Annotated in this window: 25 protein-coding genes and 1 tRNA gene; 13 read left to right on the forward strand and 13 right to left on the reverse strand. The window is 66.1% G+C overall.

Going from position 1 to position 21,656, the window contains the following annotated elements:
• Nucleotides 1–148: 148 nt before the first annotated feature.
• Nucleotides 149–868, reverse strand: a complete 720-nt coding sequence (locus tag NGM29_RS00705) for a queuosine precursor transporter (RefSeq protein WP_254158358.1) — start codon at nucleotides 866–868, stop codon at nucleotides 149–151.
• Nucleotides 869–1,139: 271 nt separating this feature from the next.
• On the opposite strand from NGM29_RS00705, the gene NGM29_RS00710 reads away from it, so the two are divergent.
• From NGM29_RS00710 to engB, 4 genes are all read left to right on the forward strand, one after another.
• On the forward strand, nucleotides 1,140–1,334 hold the full coding sequence (locus NGM29_RS00710; RefSeq protein WP_006087767.1) for a cold-shock protein: 195 nt from the start codon (nucleotides 1,140–1,142) through the stop codon (nucleotides 1,332–1,334).
• A 286-nt stretch (nucleotides 1,335–1,620) separates the two neighbouring features.
• Entirely contained in the window at nucleotides 1,621–2,736 is a 1,116-nt protein-coding gene (locus NGM29_RS00715; protein WP_254158359.1) for a PGF-CTERM sorting domain-containing protein, read from the forward strand.
• A 102-nt stretch (nucleotides 2,737–2,838) separates the two neighbouring features.
• Nucleotides 2,839–3,009 (forward strand): DUF7576 family protein, encoded by a 171-nt coding sequence (locus tag NGM29_RS00720; protein WP_254158360.1) that lies wholly within the window; start codon nucleotides 2,839–2,841, stop codon nucleotides 3,007–3,009.
• 71 nt (nucleotides 3,010–3,080) lie between these two features.
• On the forward strand, nucleotides 3,081–3,704 hold the full coding sequence (gene engB, locus NGM29_RS00725; protein ID WP_254158361.1) for a GTP-binding protein EngB: 624 nt from the start codon (nucleotides 3,081–3,083) through the stop codon (nucleotides 3,702–3,704).
• On the opposite strand, the gene NGM29_RS00730 is transcribed toward engB, so the two are convergent.
• The 5 genes from NGM29_RS00730 to NGM29_RS00750 all read right to left on the reverse strand — a co-directional run bounded on the left by NGM29_RS00730 (nucleotide 3,687) and on the right by NGM29_RS00750 (nucleotide 8,079).
• Nucleotides 3,687–4,247, reverse strand: a complete 561-nt coding sequence (locus NGM29_RS00730; protein WP_254158362.1) for a hypothetical protein — start codon at nucleotides 4,245–4,247, stop codon at nucleotides 3,687–3,689. The genes engB and NGM29_RS00730 overlap by 18 nt on opposite strands.
• Before the next feature lie 63 nt (nucleotides 4,248–4,310).
• On the reverse strand, nucleotides 4,311–4,799 hold the full coding sequence (locus NGM29_RS00735) for a GNAT family N-acetyltransferase (protein WP_254158363.1): 489 nt from the start codon (nucleotides 4,797–4,799) through the stop codon (nucleotides 4,311–4,313).
• A gap of 123 nt (nucleotides 4,800–4,922) precedes the next feature.
• Nucleotides 4,923–5,879 carry a D-2-hydroxyacid dehydrogenase gene (ddh, locus tag NGM29_RS00740; protein ID WP_254158364.1) on the reverse strand — a complete coding sequence of 319 codons (957 nt, stop codon included), beginning with the start codon at nucleotides 5,877–5,879 and terminating at the stop codon, nucleotides 4,923–4,925.
• Between the two features lie 151 nt (nucleotides 5,880–6,030).
• Nucleotides 6,031–7,443 (reverse strand): eIF2B alpha/beta/delta subunit family protein, encoded by a 1,413-nt coding sequence (locus tag NGM29_RS00745; protein ID WP_254158365.1) that lies wholly within the window; start codon nucleotides 7,441–7,443, stop codon nucleotides 6,031–6,033.
• Nucleotides 7,444–7,512: 69 nt separating this feature from the next.
• Nucleotides 7,513–8,079, reverse strand: coding sequence for a DUF6789 family protein (locus NGM29_RS00750; RefSeq protein ID WP_254158366.1), 567 nt, complete (start codon nucleotides 8,077–8,079; stop codon nucleotides 7,513–7,515).
• A gap of 158 nt (nucleotides 8,080–8,237) precedes the next feature.
• Here NGM29_RS00750 and NGM29_RS00755 point away from each other — a divergent pair, with 158 nt between their 5' ends.
• Nucleotides 8,238–9,008 (forward strand): coenzyme F420-0:L-glutamate ligase, encoded by a 771-nt coding sequence (locus NGM29_RS00755; protein WP_254158367.1) that lies wholly within the window; start codon nucleotides 8,238–8,240, stop codon nucleotides 9,006–9,008.
• Nucleotides 9,008–10,051 carry a 5,10-methylenetetrahydromethanopterin reductase gene (locus tag NGM29_RS00760; RefSeq protein ID WP_254158368.1) on the forward strand — a complete coding sequence of 348 codons (1,044 nt, stop codon included), beginning with the start codon at nucleotides 9,008–9,010 and terminating at the stop codon, nucleotides 10,049–10,051. The genes NGM29_RS00755 and NGM29_RS00760 overlap by 1 nt, the downstream gene beginning before the upstream one ends.
• 34 nt (nucleotides 10,052–10,085) lie before the next feature.
• Here NGM29_RS00760 and NGM29_RS00765 read toward each other — a convergent pair whose 3' ends face one another.
• The gene (locus NGM29_RS00765) at nucleotides 10,086–10,280 is read right to left on the reverse strand and encodes a DUF8024 family protein (RefSeq protein WP_254158369.1); all 195 of its coding nucleotides are present in this window, start codon (nucleotides 10,278–10,280) and stop codon (nucleotides 10,086–10,088) included.
• 18 nt (nucleotides 10,281–10,298) lie between these two features.
• Here NGM29_RS00765 and NGM29_RS00770 point away from each other — a divergent pair, with 18 nt between their 5' ends.
• The 5 genes from NGM29_RS00770 (at nucleotide 10,299) to NGM29_RS00790 (ending at nucleotide 15,904) form a co-directional block, all read left to right on the forward strand.
• Nucleotides 10,299–10,859, forward strand: coding sequence for a DUF7573 domain-containing protein (locus tag NGM29_RS00770; protein WP_254158370.1), 561 nt, complete (start codon nucleotides 10,299–10,301; stop codon nucleotides 10,857–10,859).
• 123 nt (nucleotides 10,860–10,982) lie between these two features.
• Nucleotides 10,983–11,177: a cold-shock protein gene (locus tag NGM29_RS00775; protein WP_117362766.1), complete on the forward strand. Its 195-nt coding sequence runs from the start codon at nucleotides 10,983–10,985 to the stop codon at nucleotides 11,175–11,177.
• Between the two features lie 286 nt (nucleotides 11,178–11,463).
• Entirely contained in the window at nucleotides 11,464–12,453 is a 990-nt protein-coding gene (locus NGM29_RS00780) for an AAA family ATPase (RefSeq protein ID WP_254160659.1), read from the forward strand.
• Entirely contained in the window at nucleotides 12,450–13,592 is a 1,143-nt protein-coding gene (locus tag NGM29_RS00785) for a DUF58 domain-containing protein (RefSeq protein WP_254158371.1), read from the forward strand. The genes NGM29_RS00780 and NGM29_RS00785 overlap by 4 nt, the downstream gene beginning before the upstream one ends.
• On the forward strand, nucleotides 13,589–15,904 hold the full coding sequence (locus NGM29_RS00790) for a transglutaminase TgpA family protein (protein WP_254158372.1): 2,316 nt from the start codon (nucleotides 13,589–13,591) through the stop codon (nucleotides 15,902–15,904). The genes NGM29_RS00785 and NGM29_RS00790 overlap by 4 nt, the downstream gene beginning before the upstream one ends.
• A 100-nt stretch (nucleotides 15,905–16,004) precedes the next feature.
• Here the strand turns inward: NGM29_RS00790 and NGM29_RS00795 are convergent, their stop codons facing one another.
• A complete protein-coding gene (locus NGM29_RS00795) occupies nucleotides 16,005–16,163 on the reverse strand; it encodes an HVO_A0556 family zinc finger protein (RefSeq protein WP_254158373.1) in 159 nt (52 codons plus the stop codon).
• A gap of 110 nt (nucleotides 16,164–16,273) precedes the next feature.
• Here NGM29_RS00795 and NGM29_RS00800 point away from each other — a divergent pair, with 110 nt between their 5' ends.
• Nucleotides 16,274–17,317: an MBL fold metallo-hydrolase gene (locus NGM29_RS00800; RefSeq protein ID WP_254158374.1), complete on the forward strand. Its 1,044-nt coding sequence runs from the start codon at nucleotides 16,274–16,276 to the stop codon at nucleotides 17,315–17,317.
• Between the two features lie 148 nt (nucleotides 17,318–17,465).
• Here the strand turns inward: NGM29_RS00800 and NGM29_RS00805 are convergent, their stop codons facing one another.
• From NGM29_RS00805 to NGM29_RS00820, 4 genes are all read right to left on the reverse strand, one after another.
• Entirely contained in the window at nucleotides 17,466–17,633 is a 168-nt protein-coding gene (locus NGM29_RS00805; RefSeq protein WP_253430449.1) for a DUF1931 family protein, read from the reverse strand.
• A 420-nt stretch (nucleotides 17,634–18,053) separates the two neighbouring features.
• Nucleotides 18,054–19,370, reverse strand: a complete 1,317-nt coding sequence (locus NGM29_RS00810) for an outer membrane protein assembly factor BamB (protein WP_254158375.1) — start codon at nucleotides 19,368–19,370, stop codon at nucleotides 18,054–18,056.
• 162 nt (nucleotides 19,371–19,532) lie between these two features.
• Nucleotides 19,533–19,604 (reverse strand) — tRNA-Thr (locus NGM29_RS00815).
• 90 nt (nucleotides 19,605–19,694) lie between these two features.
• Entirely contained in the window at nucleotides 19,695–20,627 is a 933-nt protein-coding gene (locus NGM29_RS00820; protein ID WP_254158376.1) for a DUF7114 family protein, read from the reverse strand.
• 60 nt (nucleotides 20,628–20,687) lie between these two features.
• Here NGM29_RS00820 and NGM29_RS00825 point away from each other — a divergent pair, with 60 nt between their 5' ends.
• Nucleotides 20,688–21,383 (forward strand): enoyl-CoA hydratase/isomerase family protein, encoded by a 696-nt coding sequence (locus NGM29_RS00825; protein ID WP_254158377.1) that lies wholly within the window; start codon nucleotides 20,688–20,690, stop codon nucleotides 21,381–21,383.
• Nucleotides 21,384–21,441: 58 nt separating this feature from the next.
• On the opposite strand, the gene NGM29_RS00830 is transcribed toward NGM29_RS00825, so the two are convergent.
• A complete protein-coding gene (locus tag NGM29_RS00830) occupies nucleotides 21,442–21,609 on the reverse strand; it encodes a DUF7556 family protein (RefSeq protein WP_254158378.1) in 168 nt (55 codons plus the stop codon).
• Between the last annotated feature and the right edge of the window lie 47 nt (nucleotides 21,610–21,656).

Below are 21,656 nucleotides of genomic sequence, written 5' to 3' on the forward strand. Positions count from 1 at the left end.
CACCTGACTCGAGTCGGCACTAAACGTCCAGTGGTTCGACTCGAGTGCCGGCGGTCCGTATCGACACCACCAGCCGTCCGCCGTTGCTATAGAAAGGATAGTGTTATCGAATTCATCGCAGGCTCGAGATCGGCCTCGAGTACGCCGTTCAGACGGGAGTCGACGGCGAATTCGAGTCTCTCGAACGAACGAACCCGACGACGGCGTAGACGACGGGGGTGTCGAGGAGAGCGATCAGCAATTTGAGGAGGTACTGGCCGACGATCAGGGCGGCGAGGTCCCCGGGCTCGAGGACGGGACCGACGCCGAGAACCATCGGTGCGAGCGCGAACGCGATCGAGACGAAAATCACGGTGTCAATGGCCTGGCTGCTCGCCGTCGAGGCGATGTTGCGTAGCCAGAGGGCATCCCCGTCGGTGTACTCGCGGATCTCGTGAAACACCCAGACGTCCCAGTTCTGGCTGACGAGGTACGCGAGCAGGCTCCCGGCGACGATGTTCGTCGATGCCCCGAGAACCGATTCGAAGGTCGCCGGGTCGATGCTCGTCGGTGCGGCGGGGGCGGCGATGGTCGACCAGACGAGTGCCAGCAGGAGGAAGTTCATCGCGAACGCGACGTTGATCACGACCTGGGCGGCCCTCCGTCCGTACAGTTCCGAGTAGCAATCGCTCGCCAGAAAGGTGAGTGCGTACGCGAGCGCGGCCCCCGGAAGGAAGAGTTCGTTGCCCGCTATCGGGAGCGCTACTGGCAGTTCGAACGCGAGCACCTTCGCTGCCGTCACCTGGGCCGTAACCAGCGCCGTGACGAACACGGCGATGAGCGAGACCTGGACGACCGTCGGCCCGGCCCGAGGCTGTGACTGAGTCATACCCACTTCTCACGAGTACGCGGATAAAGTCGTAGCGAAACGCTTCCTCGAGTGTGATTCAGAGAATATCGATGGAGGGGGTTTGCCCGACAGAGCGATTATTTCTACGTGCGACGACAGAACGTTTGTATTTGAGCCTCTGAACGTGGCACGTTCCGAATCGGGCACAACGAATGGAGATTCCGATGGCATCGAGTTTTTTTACATCGAGGCCCGAGTGAACGGGGCCCACGCAAGTCTTATCCGTCTATCGGCGTTGTGTTCAAAAGCAATGGCGAAAGGCAACGTTGATTTCTTCAACGACACAGGCGGCTACGGTTTCATTTCGACGGACGACGCGGACGATGACGTCTTCTTCCACATGGAAGACGTCGGCGGTCCGGACCTCGAAGAAGGCACAGACATCGAATTCGACATCGAACAGGCCCCCAAGGGTCCCCGCGCGACGAACGTCACCCGCCTGTAACACGGCTTTTCGTTCCGACGCCCGGATTTCACATTTTCACCATTTTTGACCGGCGAGCGACGCGTCCGCAGTCGCGCAGTGACGCAGTTACGCAGTTACGTAGCCACTGAAGGAACTCGAGCGACCGGTAACCGCCACGTACCGTCGCGTATCGAGTCCGTACGGTCAGGTACGCGTGATATACCCAAAACGGTGACTGTCGTGGGCAGATCCACGTTCGTCGCCTCGAGGCCCGCTTGCTCGCGCTCGCGGGGCTCTCGAGCGGCGACGAGTCAGAATCACGCTCATGTCGCACACGTTACCCGATCGCTGGAAAGTCGTATCGCTCGCCGGCCTCACCCTCTTGCTCGCCGGCCTCACCGTCGGCGCCCTCGTCGGCGCTGGGCCGCTCACACCTGCCACTGGCCCGGTCGACCCAGGTCCGGAGAACGTCAGCGAACCGGCCGCCGAAGAACCGGTTCCCGAACGCGGGGACCCCTGGTTCGAGGCGGCCGCCGCCGACGGGAGCTGGATCAGTTACGTCAATCCGCGCGACGAGTACCGAACCCCGTATCTCGGGGACGGCTCCTCGAAAGTCTGTACGACGCTGGTCAACGAGGCAGGCGACCCGATCATGGGCGAAACGGTCCCGAACACGACCGTCACGCTCCCGATGGGCGAGTCCGTCGCGTGGCACTCCCACGCCGACCCGTTCGTCACCCAGTATCCACTTAACGACCACTACGAGCGCCCGCTGGATGCCGACCAGTTCGGCGTCTCCGATCTGCCACAGGGCGACGGCTACCTGGACAGCCACTGCATCGAGATCCACGGCCTCTCCGAGGAAGGTGACAGCGTCGAGTACGGCGAGGCCATCGTCGAGGGCGAGCACGCCGACCGCGTCGAGGTCGTCGGCTACATCCAGCAGGAACCCGCCGGTACCGGCTGGGACTCGAACGTCGACCCCGTCGCGGACGCAGTCTCGTACGAGGAAGCCGGCGGCGGCTGGACGTTCACGCCCGATTCCTCGCACGGGCAGGTGACGGTCGTCTTGCAACTCGTCGACGAGACGGGTGGTGACGATGATGGCGAGGCCGGTGAAAACGATGACGGCAATGGGGGGTCCGAAAACGGAACGGACGACTCGAGTTCGGATTCGGACGAGAATGACGGGAATGGATCCGATGCCGATGGTGAGGAGACGAAGGGAGACGGTGACGGTGCCGACAACAACGAAACGGACGACGACGGGACTGGGACAGACGACCGCTCGAGCGACGGCCCCGTCCTTGAAGACGACCCCGAGGACGACGAGACTGCCGGCGCGAACGACGACGCTCAGCCGGGCTTCGGCGCAGGAGTAGCCGGGTTCGCGATAATGTCGCTGGTGATCGCGGCAATCGGGCGGCGTCGTGAGTCCTGAATCTCGAATCGCGCCCATTCAGTCGCGCGTTGGCGCCGACGGTGGCCGATACCGCCGCAACAGGTTCGTTCAAGTGTGACACGCCCCTGGGACGAGATAGCCATGCGCACGTGTCGAACTGACGGCGGAACGACCGACGGGCGAGACTGTCGGATGTGTGGGGAGTCCCTCGCCGACACACCGGACCAGCGGGTACTCACCGCCGTCGAAGACGGAACGGTAGTCCACCGGTACTTCTGTAGCGACGACTGCCTCGAGCGCTGGTCCGCGTAGCGCCGGCGGCGAACCAGTCACGCTCACCCGCTCTCGTCGCGTTTATACCCGCCCCGCCCGATGGCGAGTACATGAATCCCTTCGAGACGCGACCCGACCGCGACGCCGAGGTCGTCCTGGTCGGCCGTTCGAACGTCGGCAAGTCGACGCTGATGCGGGAGCTTACGGGTCACAAATTCGACACCGGCGGCAAGCCCGGCGTCACCCGGACGCCCAACCACTACGACTGGACGGCCGAGGACTTCGTCATCACGGACCTCCCCGGGTTCGGCTTCATGAGCGGCGTCGAAGCGGATCGCCAGGACCAGATCAAGACGGACATCGTCCGGTACCTCGAGGCCCACGCCGACTCGATCCTCGTCGGCATCCTCGTCGTCGACGGCAAGAGCGTCGTCGACATTATCGACCGCCACACCGGCGAGGACGAGATCCCCTACGACGTCGAGATGTTTCACTTCCTCCGGGAACTCGACGTGCCGACGGTGGTCGCCGTCAACAAGATGGACAAGGTCGACGACCGGGACGAGCGACTCGACGAGCTGTGTGACCGACTGGGGCTACTCCCACCGTGGAAACAATGGCAGGACACGATCGCTCCAATCACGGCCAAGCGCGGGCAGATCGACGCACTCGAGGAGTCAGTTCGCACGCACCTGCACGCGCAAAAACGGGACGACCTATTCCGATTCTTCTGACGACGAGTCGTCGCGCTCGTCGTCACCGATCGCATCGACGGTGAACTCGAGTTCGGTGTCCTCTTCGAGCGTCAGTTCCTGTTCCTGGGACTCGAAGTCGTTTTCGCTGTACTCGTCTGCTTCCACGGTGACGACGTACTCGCCTGCTTCGAGGGTCGCTTCGGCTACCCCTTCGGAAATGTCGGAATCGTAGAGTTGTTGTTTGCCAAACGAGTCGTCTGCCGGCTCGATGGTCACGATTATACCCTCGGAGACCGTCTGGCCGTTCTCGTTTTCGATCGTGATGGACAGTACGTACTCCTCGGCGCCGTCGGTCTCGTCGTTCGAATTGTCGTCCGATTCGTTTCCACTTCCGTCGGAGTCGGTGTCGTTGCTGTTGTTGCCGTCGACACCGTTGCCGTCGCTTGTGTTGGTGTCGTCGCTGCTATTGTTGTCGTCGCCGTTTCCGTCCTGGCCGTCATCGCTCGTGCAGCCAGCGAGTGGGAGGGCGACTGCGGTCGCGAGACCGATACCAACCGTTCGGCGGGATACCTTTCGTGGCATATCGAAACGAAACATCAATTTGTAAATAAGTCTTTATATTTGATCAGGGTAGATGGCCTCCCGTCACTCGATACTGAACGACTGACCGACCGGCTTTTCCATCCGCAAACACTCGAGGACAACCGCGCCGGTCGACTCGTGGTCGACCCACTCGAGTCCCCGCCAGCCGTGGCGTTCGTAGAAGCCGACCGCGTTTTTCGACGCTAACAGCGTCAGACGCTCGAGTCCGGCTGCTTGCGCTGTTTTCTCGAGGTGGTCGAGGAGCGCTCGTCCGACCCCCGTTCGCGCGTAGTCGGGGTGGACGTAGACGGCCTGGACCTCGTCCACGCCGAACTCGAGGTGGCCGAAGCCGACGACCGCGCCGTTTCGCGTGGCGACGACGAAGTGTGCGGTATCCACGTCGACGGGGTAGCCGTCGGGCGACTTGTTGGCCGCCCAGGCGTCGACCTGCGCTGACTCGTAGGCGGCGGCCCCGAGTTCGCGGACGGCGGCGACGTGGACCGACACGAGGGCCTCGCCGTCGGTCGCTCGAGCGGGGCGGATTTCGACCATACCGATCGGTACGGGACGGGTACCACTGTGCCTGTCGATCAGGCAGAATCGACTGTCATCGTCGTCGGTGACGCCGTCGTCGTCGATACCGACACCGTCGACACCCCGTCACCGTCGACCTCCTCACACCACCCGGTTCGTGAACGCCTCGCCCGCCTCGAGTCGACGGACGTTCTCCCGGACCAGGCCGGCGATGTCCCGGTAGTAATCGACGGTGAACGCCGCACTGTGGGGCGTGACGATCACCTCGTCCATCGCCCAGAGGGGCGAGTCGGACGAGAGCGGTTCGGTCTCGAACACGTCGAGGGCCGCTCCCGCCACTTTGTTCGCCTCGAGTGCGTCGATCAGGGCCGCCTCGTCCACGACCGGGCCGCGGCCGACGTTGACGACGTAGGCGTCCTCGTCCATCGCTTCGAAGACGGCGGCGTCGAGCAGGCCGCGCGTCTCGTCGGTCAACGGGAGCGTCGAGACCACGAAGTCGACGCCGGAAACGGCCTCAAGCAGGGCGTCGGTCGTGTAGATGTCGTCGAATCCGGGGACGTCTTCGGGGGTGCGACGGACGCCGCGCACCGAGACGCCCAGGGAGCCAGCGACTTCGGCGACACCCTGGCCGAGAGTGCCGGTGCCGACGACGCAGGCCGTCGTTCCGGGAAGGGTGAACGCCTCGTCCCAGTCGGGCTGGGTCCACTCCCGGCGCTGCTGATTGGCCACGTGACGGTGGAGTCGTCGGGAGAACGCCAGCAGGTAGCCGGCCACCGTCTCGCCGACCGTTCGATCGTGGATGCCGGTGCTGTTGGTGAGAACCACGCCCTCGCGTTCGAAGACGTCCATCGGGAAGCGGTCGACGCCCGCCTGGACCGAGTGAACCCACTCGAGGTCGGCGAACCATTCCCGGTGCTCGAAGGTGACGATGGCTTCGCAGTCAGTGTCGTTGTGGTCCTCGTCCTCGACGAGCGATACCGTCACGGGGAGGTCCTCGAGCGTTTCGATCAGTTCCTCGGGCGGGAACACGGTCGAAACGGACCGGTGAACGCCGAGGTGCTCGAGGTCGATATCGGGTGCGGCATCGAAATCAGCCATGACTGGCGGTACGGACGACTGGTAGTTCAACGTTCCTGCGGCGAGTAGGAGTGGGCGGCTCGGTATTGAATCCCTCGTCACACGGGGCTCGGTGGGGGTAACTCCTCGTCACCGCCGCCCGCTCGTCGGTACGACTCGAACGGGTTTCGGTCTATCGTTTCTCCCGCCAGGCCGCGAATTCGCGTGCCTCCTCGACGAGGGCCGTGACGTCGTCGGGCTCGAGGACGCCGCGTTCGGTGACGACCTCGGTCACGCACTCGGCGGGCGTCACGTCGAAGGTCGGGTTCGTGACGTCGAACGGCGCGTCGCCGCAGTAGACCGCGTTCCTCGAGCCGGACTCGAGCGCGATTTCCTCCCGAGTCGAGACCTTGTCGCTCGCGGCGACGATCGTCACGGGGATTTCCTCGTGGACGGCCGCGAGCGCCACCCCACGGGTGCCGGTCTTGTTGACGACGACGCCATCGGGACGAATCGTGTCGGCGCCGACGACCACCTGGTCGACCGACTCGCGCGAGAGGAGCGACGCCGCCGCGGCGTCGGTGTGGAGCGTCACGGGGCGCTCGTCGGCCAGCGACTCGGCGACGCCGACGCCCTCGAGACCGGGGCGGGATTCGGCGACGTAGACGCGGTGCGCGTCGCTCGCTCGAATCGCCTCGAGCACGGTTCCCGATCGCGAGAGCGTCATCACGGTTTCCTCGAGACGGTCGCTCGCCCGGGCCGCAGCCTCGTCGTCGGCGGTCGCGGCGCGCTCGAGGACGGCCGTCGTCGCCTCGAGGACTGCGGCGGCGTCCGGGGCCGGGGTTTCGTCCTCGCTTGCCTCGCCGCCGTCGTCGCCTTCTCGACCGGCATCGAGCGCCGTCCCCATCGCCCGATCGACCCGGTTCCGGAGGACGGCCATCGACGGTCGGGCCTCGAGCAGGCGTTCGGCGAGGGTCGCGAGTTCGTCCCACTCGTCGTCGTGAGCGGGCGTCTGTCCCTCGTTCTCGAGCGCCAGTCCGTCGTCGAGTTCGCTCCCCTCGAGCGACTGTTTCCCGTCCGCGCGCTCGGCGACGAGCAGTCCCGCCCGGTCCCGCAGGACCTCGAGTCCCCGGATCGAGAGCCACGCGGCGCCGTGGTCGGCGTCAGCGGCGATCGAGCGCACAGTCGGTGCCACTCGCTCGTAGGCTGCCCAGAGGCCGGGAACCGTCTCGTACTCGCCCGTGAGGATCGCCGTCGGGTGTGCCCACTCGTGGACGTCGTGTTCCTCGCTCAACTCGACCTCGCGGGCGTCGCAGTCGAACAGGTAGGGGTGAACCACCCACTCCCGGCCGATCTCGGCGTCGGTCACCTCGAGCGGCCGACCCGACCGAACGAGCGTGCAGGCGTCCTCGAGGCCGGTCTCCTCGGCGATTTCGCGGCGAGCCTGCGCGTTGGGGTCGCCCTCTGCAAAGCCGGAGACGGCGCCCCAGGTCCCTGTGTAGGTGCCGACGGCGTCGCTCCGACGCGCCAGCAGGACCTCGCCGGCGTTGCGGAGGAAGGCGGTGACGACCTGGCTCGGTTCGTCGCCGTTCGTCGAATCGGTCATGCGAAAAACGAGGCGCGCTCGCGGGGTAGCGTTTTCGGAGACCGATATCTGCGTCCGTCACCCGACCCCTCAGTTGCCGTCGCCGTACTCGTACTCCTCGGGGTCCTCGACGCCCTCGGTTCGCGAGCCGACCCAGGCACCCAGCGAGAGGCCGTACACCAGGTGGCCGGCGTGAAATAGCGCGAGTTCGTCGGACTCGAGGCGAATGTCGAGGATCTCCTTGAGCATCACCTGCGAGCCGAACGCCGACAGCGCCATCCCGTACACCGCACCCCAGACGAGGCCGCGCTGTTCGGGTTCGATGGCACGGTCGGCGTCGAACAGGGCGAACAGCCCACCGAAGAGCGCGCCCGCCTGGACCCCGTAGACGAAGTGCAAGACGAGACCGGCTACGGGGTGGTCGCTCGGGTCGTCGCCGGTCACGTACTGCGCCCAGAAGTTCGCCGACGGCGGCAGCGAGCGCAGGATCGGCAGGCGGAAGGCGGTCATGATCAGCGTCGCGACGAAGCCGGCCTGGACGCCTCGAGCGACCGCGTCGGCGACGTGGTGTTCGCGTGGACGGTCGTCCGCCTCGCTCGAGCGGCCCTCGGTCCCGGCGATCGAACGCAGGCGTCGGAGGTGGTCAGCCACAGCCATCGTGGTCACGAGTGTGGCCTACCACGGACGTCACCTTAATCGCGAGGCGTGCACCTTCCGACATCGGCGGTATCCTCTCCCGACTCGGCAACCGGTCTGGCACCGGCCGCGGTCTCCGGTGACGGTGCGTTTTTCACCCTCCTGACCCACCCTCGAGTATGGAACTCAATGCGGTGCCGGACCTCCCCGAGATCCGCCCGGGAGACGACCTGGCAGGACTCGTCGCCGAGCGGACCGACGTCGAGGCCGGCGACGTGCTGACGGTGGCGAGCACGGTCGTCTCGAAGGCCGAGGGTCGGGCGGCGGACCTCGACGACTTCCCGGCGGGCCCGCGCGCCCGAGAGATCGCGACACGGCTGGAGGGAATCGCCGGCGAGGAGAAAGATCCCCGGTTCGCCCAGGCGGTCCTCGAGGAGAGCACGGAACTCGTGATGGAGGCGCCCTTCCTGCTGACCGAGACCCGCTTCGGCCACGTCTGCGTGAACGCGGGGATCGATCGCTCGAACGTCCCCGGTCACGACCTGCTCCTGTTGCCGAAGCGCCCGGCGGCGAGCGCCGAGCAAATTCGAAACGGGTTGCTCGAGCGCGGGATCGAGGACGTCGCCGTGATCGTCACCGACACCTGTGGCCGGCCGTTTCGCCACGGCCAGCGCGGGGTCGCCCTGGGCTGGGACGGCATGCCCGCGAGTCGCGACTGGCGGGGCGAACGCGACCGCGACGGCCGCGAACTGGGCGTCACCGTCCAGTCGGTCGTCGACGAACTCGCCTCGGCCGCGAACCTGGTGACCGGCGAGGGCGCGGGCGGCACGCCCGCCGTCGTCGTCCGCGACTGGAACTTCGGAAACCACGAGGGAAGCGACGCTCTCTTTCGCGACCTCGAGGGGGACTTCGTTCGGCAGGCGCTCCGCGAGTGGAGGTACGAGGAGTGATGGCGGCCGAGAACCCCACCTCGAGCGACTCGAGTGGATCGAACGGTTCGAGTGACTCGAGTCCCACCTGGGGAATCGAACTCACCCCCGAACACCCGCCGGACCGGATCGCCGACCTCGCGGCCCTCGCCGAAACCGAGGGCTTCGACGTTGCGTTCTCGAGCAGCCACTACTTCAACCGTGACCCGTTCGTGACGCTCTCGCGGATGGCCGAGCGAACCGACTCGATCGCCCTCGGTCCCGGCGTCGTCAACCCGTTCCAGGACCACCCGGTGACGCTCGCGGCCCGGATGGCGACGGTCGACGAGATTTCTGAGGGTCGTGGTGTCTACGGCATTGGTGCCGGGGACCGCTCGGCACTGTCGAACCTCGGCTTCGAGCACGATCGCCCCCTCCGACGCGTCCTTGAGGCGTTCTCGGTGGCACGAGACCTCTGGGCCGGCGAGACCGTCACCCACGACGGGACGTTCACCGCCCAGGACGCCTCACTCAATCTCGAGCCGACGGAGATCCCGGTCTACGTCGGTGCGCAGGGCCCCCACATGCTCCGCATGAGCGCGAAACACGCCGACGGCGTGCTCGTCAACGCCTCCCATCCGCGCGACCTCGAATGGGCCGCCGACCAGCTCGAGATCGGCCTCGCGGACCGTCCCGACGACCGCGGCCCGTTCGAGGCGCTTGCCTTCTCGAGCGTGAGCGTCGCCGACGAGGAGGCCGCAGCGCGGGAGGCCGCCCGTCCGCCGGTCGCGTTCATCGCCGGCGGGGCCGCCCCGCCCGTGATCGAGCGCCACGGGCTCGACGAGGCGGCGGTGGAGACCGTCGGTCGGCACCTCGAGGCCGGCAGCCTCTCGGCGGCGTTCGAGGCCGTCACCCCCGAAATGATCGACGCGTTCGCCGTCGCCGGCACGCCGGAGACGGTCGCCGACCGGTTCGAGGCGATCCTCGAGTTCGTCGACGGGGTCGTCGTCGGGTCGCCGCTGGGGCCGGACCTCGAGGTGGCGGTCGAGCAGGCAGCGCGGGCGCTCGAGCAGGCGCAGGTATAAGACGGATCGACCGGAGATCGGGCGAGAAAACGCCCTACTCGAGCGAGAAGAGACTGCCCAGTCCGCCGAGGGTGAGCACGCCGAAGACGCCCATGCTGAAGGCGACCAGGATCGCCCCGACCAAGAACAGGAGGGGAGCGAGCCCCTCGCCGGTGGCGACGTTCGAGAACAGGTTGATCATTTCGACCAGGTTGCTGACGATCGGGTCGAGGAACGGAGCGGAAACCATGTGCGACGATTGGCAACGATGGTACTTGGTGATATCGATCTGGTCGATGGTCGTCCGGACCTGACCGACCGGCGCCGCTCGAGGTGCGTCGTCTATTCCGGCTCTGGTCAGGACTCTGACTCGGGCTCGAACTCGGGCTCGGACCCGGCCCCCAGAGCAGCACTCGTCGGCGTTCGGGTCACGACCATCGAAACGATGGTCTGGGAACGGCGATTCGGCCAGGACAAACAGTATAAACCCCGGGCGTTCGTATCGGTACGCGTGACCGAGGACAGCCGACTCACCGACTACGGCCAGGGCGAGGGGTCGTCCGCGTCGGCGGCGGACACCGCGGAAGCTGATACCGAGGAAGCAAGTACCGAGGAAACAGCCGCCGCCGTCTCGTCGGACGAAACGACTGCCTCGAGCAGCCAACACGCGGGTGACGCGGACGAATCCGATCCGCCGCCGAGCGATCCCGACGCCGGCCTCTCGACGTACGCCTGGGGGACTTACACCTGCACTCGCTGTGACTCGAGCGTCGACCGGGTCTGGCGAGATGGGGACGACCTGGTGTGTCCGTCGTGTAAGGAGTGGTGACTGGACGCCGATTGTGGCCCTACAGCCCTGCTCGAGGTCAGCTTCACGCGATGAGCGGTGACGAACCGGCCGGGTGTCACCTCCAGAAGCTTTATGCTTCCGTCCTCACTTAGTACGAACGCAATGGCGAAAGGTACGGTCGCATTCTTCAACGACACTGGCGGATACGGATTCATCGAAACTGACGACGCGGACGACGACGTGTTCTTCCACATGGAAGACGTTGGCGGTCCTGACCTCGAGGAGGGGCAGGAAGTCGAGTTCGACATCGAGCAGGCCGACAAAGGCCCGCGCGCGACGAATCTCGAGCGACTCTGAGTCAGTCGAGCCAGACGGAGGTATCGTTTTCTGATCGTTACGCTGTGAGTGCCGACAGCGTCGCGGGTCGAACACGAGCAGGTACAACTATTTCCCGCTGGCAATCCGAGAGTCTATCACTACCATCCAGACACCCGGGTTCGTCTCGGCGCGTCGTCGACCGTCCGTCGACGGACCCAGCATACCTGAAAGACACAAAACATATGTCGATCAATTGCACAAGGAGCACTATCGACCGTGTATCCAGGGTATGCCCGCTACGCTGGCCTCCAGACACGCAGCCACCATGACCGACGCCAATCCTTCATCCCAGCCGGAGACGACGAATCAGCTCGGAACTATCGATCCACTCCCCGTTTCAGCCGTCGCGAACCTCGTCGAGACGGTTCGGGAGAACGTGACGCGCGTGATTGTCGGCCACGACGAGGAAGTCGACCACGTCATCACCACCATCCTCTCTCGCGGTCACGTGCTCCTCGACGACGTCCCCGGCGTCGGCAAGACGATGCTCGCCCGTTCGATCGCTCGATCGATCGACTGTAGCTTCCGACGGGTCCAGTTCACGCCCGACCTCCTCCCCTCTGACATCACCGGCGTCAACGTCTTCAACCAGAAGACCCGCGAGTTCGAGTTCCAGCACGGCCCCGTCTTCGCGAACGTGGTCCTCGGCGACGAGATCAACCGCGCCCCGCCGAAGACCCAGTCGGCCCTGCTCGAGGCCATGGAGGAACGCCAGGTGACCGTCGACGGCGACACCCGCCCGCTGCCGAACCCGTTCGTCGTCATCGCCACCCAGAACGCCATCGAGCCCAACCGGACCTACGAACTCCCGTTCGCGGAGGTCGATCGCTTCATGAAGAAACTCTCGCTCGGCTACCCGAACACCGACGAGGAAGCCGAGATGCTCGGTCGCACGGTCGGTCACCACCCCATCGAGGGGCTCGAGCCGGTCACCGACCTCGAGTCGATCGTCCGCGCGCGCGAGACGGTGGCCAACGTCGCCGTCGAACCGCCTGTCCGCGAGTACGCGAGCGAACTCGCTGGCTACACCCGCGAGCACGCCCACATCGGCGCGAGTCCACGCGGAACTATCGCCCTCCTGCGGGCCGCCCAAGCGAGGGCCGTGCTCGACGAACGGGAGTACGTCATCCCGGACGACATCCAGCACGAGGCGCCGTACGTCTTCGCCCACCGGATCAAGACGAAGGCGAACGGCCGCGAGACCGATGGTGCGACCGTCGTCGAGGACGCCCTCGAACACGTCCGCGTGCCATGAGACTCACGCGACGCGGCTGGGGGACCGTCGCCGTCGTCGGCTTCTGTCTCTGGATGGCCGCCAGCTTCGGCTCGCGAGCGCTCAACGCAGTCGTCGCGCCGCTGGCGTTCGTCCTCGTCGCCGGCGTGATCACGGCCGCGCGGGTCGACCGCCCACGGATCCGCCGAGTTCCGACCGCGGAGGGGTATCCAGGCGAGCGACGGACAGTCGAACTCACCGTCGACGTCGAGTCGCCGCTATCGGCTACCGTCCGCGACGACCTCCCCGACGGCGTGTCCGCGGTCGACGACGGCAACGTCAGGGACACGACCCTCGTCGACGGCGACTCGCTCACCTACGAGATCGACCTCGAGGGCCGTGGCGCCCACGAAATCGGCCCGGTCACGGTCGTCGTCAGCGACGTCTTCGGGCTCGTCGAGCAACGGTTCGAGTACGACCGGACCGACGAGGTGCTGGTCTATCCCCGGGTCCACGACCTCCGGGGTGGCGCGAAACACGACTTACAGTTACTTCACGACGCTATTGGCGCCTACGACCGCGAGGAGTTCGACCACCTCCGCGAGTACACCCGCGGCGATTCCCTTCGCGACATTCACTGGAAGTCCGCCGCCAAACGAGCCGACGACGAACTCGTCGTCAAGGAGTTCGTCGCGGACGGCCGCGTCGGCTCGGTCGACCTCGTCGGCGAGTGCATTCCCGGACGTGACGACGACCTCGCCGCCGCCGTCGCCAGTGTGGCGACGTACCTGCTCAGGGAGGACGTCGCCGTCGGCGTCTCGACCGTCGAGGGCACCCTCGAGGCCGACGCGGGCGAACGTCATCACCTCGAGGTGCTGCGACAGCTGGCCGTGGTCGGTCCCGGCGAACTCGACGACCGCACTCGCCGGGAGGCGGACGTCCTGATCCAGGCGGACGCGTCGGGCGTCCTGGTGCTCGTCGACGGGCACGAAATTCCGTTCGACCGGCTTCGCGGGCGTCGCGGCGGCGCCGTCGACGAGTCCTCGACCGAATCGACGGCGATAGCCGCCGACGGGTCCGGTGGCTCGAGCGCCGACGGGGCTGGCGGGGTCGGCGCCTCCGGTGAGTCCGGTGTCCCCGGTGACGACCTCGAGGAGCCAGGCACGGGGGTGTCGGCATGAGCACGCGAACCGTTCCGAACTCGATCGCCACCTCGCTCGAGGGATCGACGACGACGCTCTTTCGGACCCTCGCGCTGGCGGGCGTGCTCGTGCTCCTCGCGGCCATCGTCTTCACGCTGAGCGAGATCACGCGAACCGTCGGCGGCACGGAGTCGCTGTACCTCCTCGTGCTCACAATGGTACTCGCGGCGACGATTCTCGCCCACGCGATCCGACCGCGGACGGCCCTCGCAATCGGTCTGGGCGCGACGGCGATTGGCTTCCTGTACTACCTCGAGGCCGCCGGGTACGCGCCGGGAGCCGCAGTCGGTCAGGCCGGCAAGTTCCTCTCGGACACGATCACGCTCGCGACCGGAATGCCGCTGATTCAGATGCTCGAAGCGGGCATCTGGACGCTGGGCTTTGCGCCCGCGCCGGTCTTTCTCACGTGGTACCTCGCGATGCGCGAGCGGTACGTCCTGAGCGTCGTTCCCGGCGGCGTAGCCCTCCTGTTTCTCGTATTGACGACGGACGCTGGCATCGGCGTGACCCTCGTGGGCGTCGTCGGCGGCATCGCCGCGGTCGGGTTCGGCGAACTCGACCGACACGAGGGCTCGATCGCTCAGGCCGACGTCCTGGCGATCATGTTCGCGATCATCGTCTTCCTCTCGATGACCATCACCTTCGTCCCAGGGGGCGCCGCCAGCCCTACGTTCTTGCTCGAGAGCGAGCCGGGCACGCTCGACGGCGCCGTCGACGGCGACCCCGATCGGTCGACGATCACCGGCAGCGTCGACCTCTCGCCGGAAGTCCACTTCACCGTCGTGACCGAGGAGCCCACCTACTGGCGAACGGGGGTGTACGACCGCTACACGGGCGATTCGTGGATCAGGAGCGGTCCGGACGCCACCTACGACGACGTCGGCCTCCCCGAACCGGACGGGGAGTACGAGACGGCCAGGCACACGATTACCATCGAGCGTCAGCTCGAGGTGATGCCGGTCGCCACCAATCCGACCGCACTCGACGGCGACGTGACGGCACACACGCGCGTGTCCGACCACGGCCAGCCGATGCCCGACGGACCGCTCATCGCCGGCGACACGTACAACGTCGAGAGCGCAGTCCTCGAGGCCGATCCCACCGTCCTCAACGAGGCCGGGACGGAGTATCCCGACCCGGTCACGGAGTACTACCTCCAGATGCCCGAGAGTCGCTCGGACGAGTTCGACGCGCGAACCGACGAGATCCTCGCCGAATCCGACGCGGAGACGCCCTACGAGAAGGCCGCTACCATCGAGCAGTACTTCCAGGACGGCTATGACTACACCCTCGAGGTCGACCGCCCCGGGGGCAACGCCGCCGAGGAATTCCTGCTCGAGATGGACGAAGGCTACTGCGTCTACTTCGCGACGACGATGACCCAGATGCTGCGCTCGGAGGGCATCCCCGCCAGATACGCCACGGGCTACACCACGGGCCAGCAGGTCGACGACAACGAGTACGTCGTCCGCGGGCTCGACGCCCACGCCTGGGTCGAGGTCTACTTCCCCGACCAGGGCTGGGTCGTCTTCGAGCCGACGCCCTCCTCGTCCCGGGACGCGACCCACCAGGAGCGACTCGAGGAGGCCCGCGAGGACAACGAATCGGGCGTCGACACGAATGGGAGCGAGGACGTTCCCGTCGACGGCCCGGAAGAGAACGAGTCGGTGCCCGACCTCGACGGCGACATCGACGACCTACTCGATCGGAACGACACCGACGACGGCCCGTCGGGGAACGAGACGAACGACACCAACGACACGAACGAGACCCCCGGCGGACCGGGCGGCCCCGAGAATCCGCTCCAGCCTGGCAACCCGTCTGGAGACGGCACGGGCGGGACCGGCGGCGTCGATTCGAGCGACGAGGACGAGGAGGATCTGATCCCGCTCGCACCCGGCGACCTCCTCGTCGGCGTCGCACTCCTGGTCGGTCTCGCCGCCGGGGGCCATCGAGCCGGTGTCGGCTCCCTCGTAAGTCGCGAAGTCAGCCGCTACTGGCACGGCTTCCGCGGCGACCCGACCGAGGACACCGTCCGGGCCTACGAGCGCCTCGAGCTCGTCCTTGAGCGTCGCTTCCGACCCCGCAAACGCGGGGAATCACCACGCCAGTACGTCGATTCGCTCGAGCGGGTCGGCCTGACTGACCCGCGCGCGAGACGCGTGCTGGACGCCTACGAGCAGGCTCGCTACGGCGGTGGGGTCGACGAATCCACGGCCGACGAGGCCGTCTCGCTGGTCACGACACTCGCCCGCGAACGGGCGCCGCTCGTCGGTCGGCTGTGGCGCTAGGGTGAGTCGAGCCTGCAGTGATGAGCCGAACCGAGACCTCGTGTCCGGTTCGTCCCATCGATCCGGTCGATTAACCTCCTGAAACAGTAGTGCGTCGCGATTACCAGAGCTGGACCCGCGGCGTCCCACACTCCTCACAACAGACCGCGCTGTTGCCCTTGTACTCCGTTCGAACGAGCGATCCGGCCCGACAGGACGGACAGGGTTCCCCCTCGAGGGCGACCAATAACTGCCGTCCGTCGGCGATGCGTGTTGCCATATCGTGGGGGTCGCCTCCGTCGAGAAAACCGATTGGGCTTGCCAGTGCAACGACCCAGCTGCCCGCGACAGATCAAAACAGGGTAGCCCCTCGAGTCCAAACCTCAGCTGATGACGTTTCACCGGATTTCCCTCGGGAACACCGTCTTCGAGGGAGCCAACAACGCGTATCTGTTCGACGGCGAGGCGACCGTCCTGCTCGATACGGGCGTCGCCGTCCCGGACACCCGGGCCGAACTCGAGGCGGGCCTTCGCGAACTGGAGGTCGAGTTCGCGGATCTCGACGCAATAGTCCTCACCCATTACCACGCCGACCACACCGGCCTCGCCGGCGAGATCCAGGCCGAGAGCGGGGCGACCGTCCACGCTCACGCCGCCGACGCACCGCTGATCGCCCACGACGAGGACGCCTGGGACGAACTCGAGGCACGTCAGCGACGGCTGTTCGCCGACTGGGGTATGTCGAGCGACGCGCGCGAGGAACTCCTCGCGTTTCTCGACGCCGGCGAGGAGATGGGAATTTACGGCGAGTCCGTCGACGTGATGGCGTTCGAGGACGGCGACCACCTCTCGTTCGGCGACCTGGCGCTCGAGGTTCGTCACGCACCCGGACACACGGCCGGCCTGAGCTGTTTCGTACCCGCCGACGCACCCGAGGAGGTCTACACCGGCGACGCCCTCCTCCCCGAATACACCCCGAACGTCGGCGGCGCCGACGTCCGCCTCGAGGGAGCACTCTCGGCGTACGTGGAGACACTCGAGACGCTGATCGAGGCCGACTACTCACGCGCCTGGCCGGGCCACCGCGAACCGATCGACGACCCCGCAGCACGCGCTCGCTACATCCTGGCTCACCACGAAGAGCGTGCCTACCGGGTCGCGGACGCGCTGGCCGACGCCGGCTCCGCAGCTGCCTGGACGATCAGCGCCCGGCTCTTCGGCGACCTCGCGGACATCCACATCCTCCACGGGCCCGGCGAGGCGTACGCCCACCTCGAACACCTGCGTGAACGCGGCGCCGTAGCCGCCGACGGCGAAAGAGGTGAGGCTGACGACGATGCCTCGAGCGTCCGCTACCGACTCACGGACGACGGGCGGTCCCGACTCGAGTCCCTGACCGACGGCCGCTGGCCGCTCTCGGACGCCGTCCGCTAACCTCACATCTCACCCCGAGCTGGATGAGCGTCCGATGCGTGAGTAGGTTCGAACTAGTCGCGTCACTCCTCGATAGAAACCAGCACAGACTAGCTGGAGCCGTCGCTCACCGGGTAGCGCTCGATAAAATGATAGTCAGTGGCGTTCCTTACAGGTCGCGGGGCTGGACCGTCTTCCGGTCGTTGTCTTCGGCACGTCGGGCAGCGTCCTCGAGCAGCTCGGACACTTCCTCGTCGAGTGCTTCGTAGAAATCCGAAGCGACGTTCTTGTCATCGAGTGCTTCCTTTACGGCGGCTTTGACGATAAGGTCTGCCATACAGAATACCCGTTCCCGTTTCCCTACTATAAAGGTTCTGTTTGTGAGCGGCGAATTCGGGCTCGAGCGGCCCGATAGACCGTCTTTACGCGCACCACCCACCAGAAAGTATATGTCGAATGAAGTTCCGGCGGGCGTCGGACCCCCTCGAATCGGCCCAAACTGCCCTCGAACGCGCTCGCGCGCGCTCTCGAGACGGTCTCTGAGTCACCACGAACGCAGCGCCTGGTCGACGGGGACGGCAGACGATTCCGCTACTCGTTTCGAGTCTCGAGACTCGAGAGCCAACAGACAAGGCCGAGACTCGAGACTCAAGCCCCGGGCAGGTACGAGCGACGGTACACGCAACCAATTTGCACCGCCGAGAATCGACTGGTGTCGAGAGACGGCTGGGTCGTGAAAGCGACTCCGCCGACGAATTCAGCGAACCGCGAACAGTCCGTCCTCCCCGCCAAGATAGACCGTTCCGTCGCTCACTGCGAGGTGATCACGGAGGACGCGGTGATCGTCTTCGAACTGCGGCACGTCCTCGAGGTGGAGACACCACGCTTCGCTACCGTCTTCGACGCGGTAACCCTTGAGGAACTCGTTGCCGTTCCAGTCGGCCGTGATCGCGATGACCGTTTCCCCCACGACGACCGGGTCGCTGTACAGGCGCATTTCGTCGACGGACCAGCGCTCGCTCGAGCCGTCGGATCCGGTGTCGAGGTTCGTCATACGGAGCGTCTGATCCTCGCCGATCGTTGCGAACGCGAGGACGTCGTCGGCGGCGAAGGTGCTCCTGCGGGACGAAACCGAGCCCACAGTCTCGCCCGTTTCCGGGTCCAGGAGCAACACTTCTCTGCTGTTTCCGTCGTGAATCAGGACGTACTGATCGGTCGCCACGGGGCGCATCTGCCACATCCAGCCGGTCTCGGATACCCACAGCGTGTCGCCGGTCTCCGGATCGAGCGCGACGACGTGAGCCGTGTCTCCGTCGATGCCGACCGTCGCGTAGACCGCGTCGTCCGTAACGGCCAGCGAGTACGCATGGAACGTGTCGAACCGGCCGAGAAGGGAATCGCCTTCGTCGATCTCGTCGATCGAATGGCGTTCCCACGCGATCGATCCGTCGTCCGGGTTGACCGCGTACAGTCGCTCGTCGTCGTCACCACAGACGTAGAGCAGTCCGTTGGCGAACTCCGGCTGGTAGACCGACGGCGCCTCTTCGCCCTCGCCGAACCACTGCCGCCATCGAACGGCCCCGGTGTCGGCGTCGAGGGCAGTCAGCGCCTCGCCGCCGACGAAGACCCAGTCCCCGACGACGACCGGTGCGAGGTTCGGACCGTCGTCGGCTCCGATGTCGGGACTCACCCACTGCAGCGAGCCCGTTTCGGCATCGAGGGCGTGAATCCGATCGTTGCCATCGTGGCGGTACACACGCCCGTCGCTGATGGCAATCCCGTCGTTCGCCTCTACGTTTCCGTAACTCCAGGCGACCCCCTCGAGTGCGCTCGGTTCGTTCGCGGCGGAGACTGCACGCGTACTGCCGCTATTCGCGTAAAACGAGTACCAGCCGTCGGACGGTTCGGCGTTGAATGTCGATTCGGTGACAATTTCCGTTTCGCCGTCAGTACCCGCGTCGCTCGAGTTCTCCGTGTCGTTCTCCGCGCTTCCCGAACCCACCGTCGCGAAGACGCCAGTCGTCAACAGGGCCGATCCGGATACGATAACGCTTCGTCTGTCGAATGTCGGCATACACCAGCCACCACGAAATTCCGTATTGCTATCGGCCTACTAACCGTAACTTTCACGTCGAGCAACCGTTTCAATCGTGAAATAGTCCTCTTGTGGGTCTGATAAATGCCCGAAGGGCGACGCCATAGATGAACTCTCGGACAGCACTCAAGAATCGTATCAAGCCTAGGCCGGGATTTGAACCCGGGCTCTCGTCCTTACCAAGGACGCGCTTTACCGCTAAGCTACCCAGGCAGGCATGCGTTGGTTGACCGGAGTCGTCTTTATGGGTTTCGATTCCCCCCTGAGTGTGTGTCGGGGTGACAGAGGACGCAAACGAATCGCTCAGTGGTCTCCAGTGGACGTCACACGGTCGGTCGGAATCTCCGTTTCGACCGGCGGTCGCTCGAGGTCGCGTCCGTGTTCGCGATTGTCTTCGCTTGCGTCTTCATCCGTGTCCTCGCTTGCACCTTCACTATCGAAACCGACCTCGAGCGCCTCGAGGTCCGGGAGGCACTCTGCAGCCGGCGGGAACGCGAGACCGGTGTCGGTGGTAGCGGTGGCGTCGGCGACGTCGGCGACGTCGGTGGCAACCGCGAGCAGTTCGGGCGTCGGGTCGGCGTCGGCAGCCGTCGCACCCGTCCGGACCGCGAGTTCGAGAACGTCCTGTTCGAGGTTGGCGTCCAGGGCGGCCGCGTCCGTCTCGTCGGCGTCCGCGCGGGTAGTCTGGTCGCGACCGAAGCGGCGGACGGTTCGGACGGCGGTGTCGGCGGCATCGGTGCGAGCGAGGAGGTAGAAGCCCCGGGCGACGAGAATGTCGGCGGCGAGGATTTCGAGGTCGGCGCGGGTGTCGCCCGTGGTTTCGGCCCAGGGTTCGTCGTGGGCGAGCGCCCGGGTCAGCCGCAGGCCCTCGTAGATGAGCTGGACGCCGGCGGCGTGGTGGGCGATTCCCTCGAGGGAGTTGCCGGATTCGCCGTATACCAATTTGGCGGCCGATCGGTCCTCGGTCTCGGGTGCTCCCGGACTCTCCCTGCTCGCGGTTTCGCCGTTCGTTTCGGCGTTGCCGTCGCTTCGCTCGTGCTTCCCACCGCTCGAGTCCCGGTCGTCCGCCGGTCGCGACGCCGCGCGCTCGAGGACGGACGCGGACGCGAGCGTCAACACGCCGGGTGTCATCGAGGCCGTCTCGAGGGTGTCGGTGAGAAAGTCGTGCAGCGCTGCCGGTTCGACGTCCGCGAGCGCGTCGCGAGCGGCTCCTCGGCAGGTATCGACCCGATCCATCATCGCATGGTTACGGCGGAGCAGGCAAAGACCTTTGGAAAGGTGCCACCGACGAGTGGCATGATCGACAGTCGATCGAACGGATCGGTTCGGACGATTCGATTGAACCGCCCGGCCGCGCGAAACGCACTCACGGTCGACGGTCTCGAGGCCCTCGAGGAAGTCGTGCGCACCGCGCAAGAACCAGTGATCTACCTCGAGGGAGCGGGGCCGGCCTTCTGTGCTGGCGCCGACCTGGACACCGTCGCCGACCTGGATCGCGAGGGGGCCGAGGCGTTCGCCCAATTGGGCCAGCGGGTCGCGCGCGAACTCGAGACCGCGGAGGCCGTCACCGTCGCCGGGATCGACGGGTCGGCCAGGGGCGGGGGACTCGAGCTGGCGCTGGCCTGCGACGTCCGCGTGGGGACGCCGGGGGCGACGCTCGGCGAGCCAGGGGTCACGTTTGGTCTGTTCGGCGCCTGGGGTGGGACGGTTCGCCTGCCGCGGATCGTCGGCGAGGGGAACGCGCTCGACGTCGCGTGTACGGGGCGGGTGCTCGAGGCCAAGGAGGCCCTCCGGATGGGACTGCTGTCGCGAATCGAGTCCGATCCGCAGGCAGTCGCAGCGTCGATCGCGACACATCCGGCCGGTACCCTCCGGGTACTCAAGGAACGCCTTCGGGACGACGCCGACCGAGACTCGCAGGAGACACGCGAAGCGACGGCGTTTGGGCGGTTGCTCGAGGCGCACGCGGACGACATCGCTGCGCGTCGATAGCGCTGGCGAAGGGTCGAACGGTTGAATCGTCGAATCGAGGAGGACGCAGACGCCGAGGCTATCGCCAGGTCGAGAGCGTCGGCGCGTCGTCCGCTCGCATCGAGAGCCACGCATCGTCGACGGAGATGTCCGCGATCACGTACTCGTCGCGGCGTCCGTCGGAGTCGATCGAACCGAGAACCGTGTCGTCCGACACGGCTGCACCATGGATGTTATTCGCCACCATGCGAGTAGTTCACTTGCACGCGAATATAAACTCGTCGGATGTGGTCG

Origin of the sequence: Natronosalvus rutilus, assembly GCF_024204665.1 — an archaeon.
Lineage (GTDB): Archaea > Halobacteriota > Halobacteria > Halobacteriales > Natrialbaceae > Natronosalvus > Natronosalvus rutilus.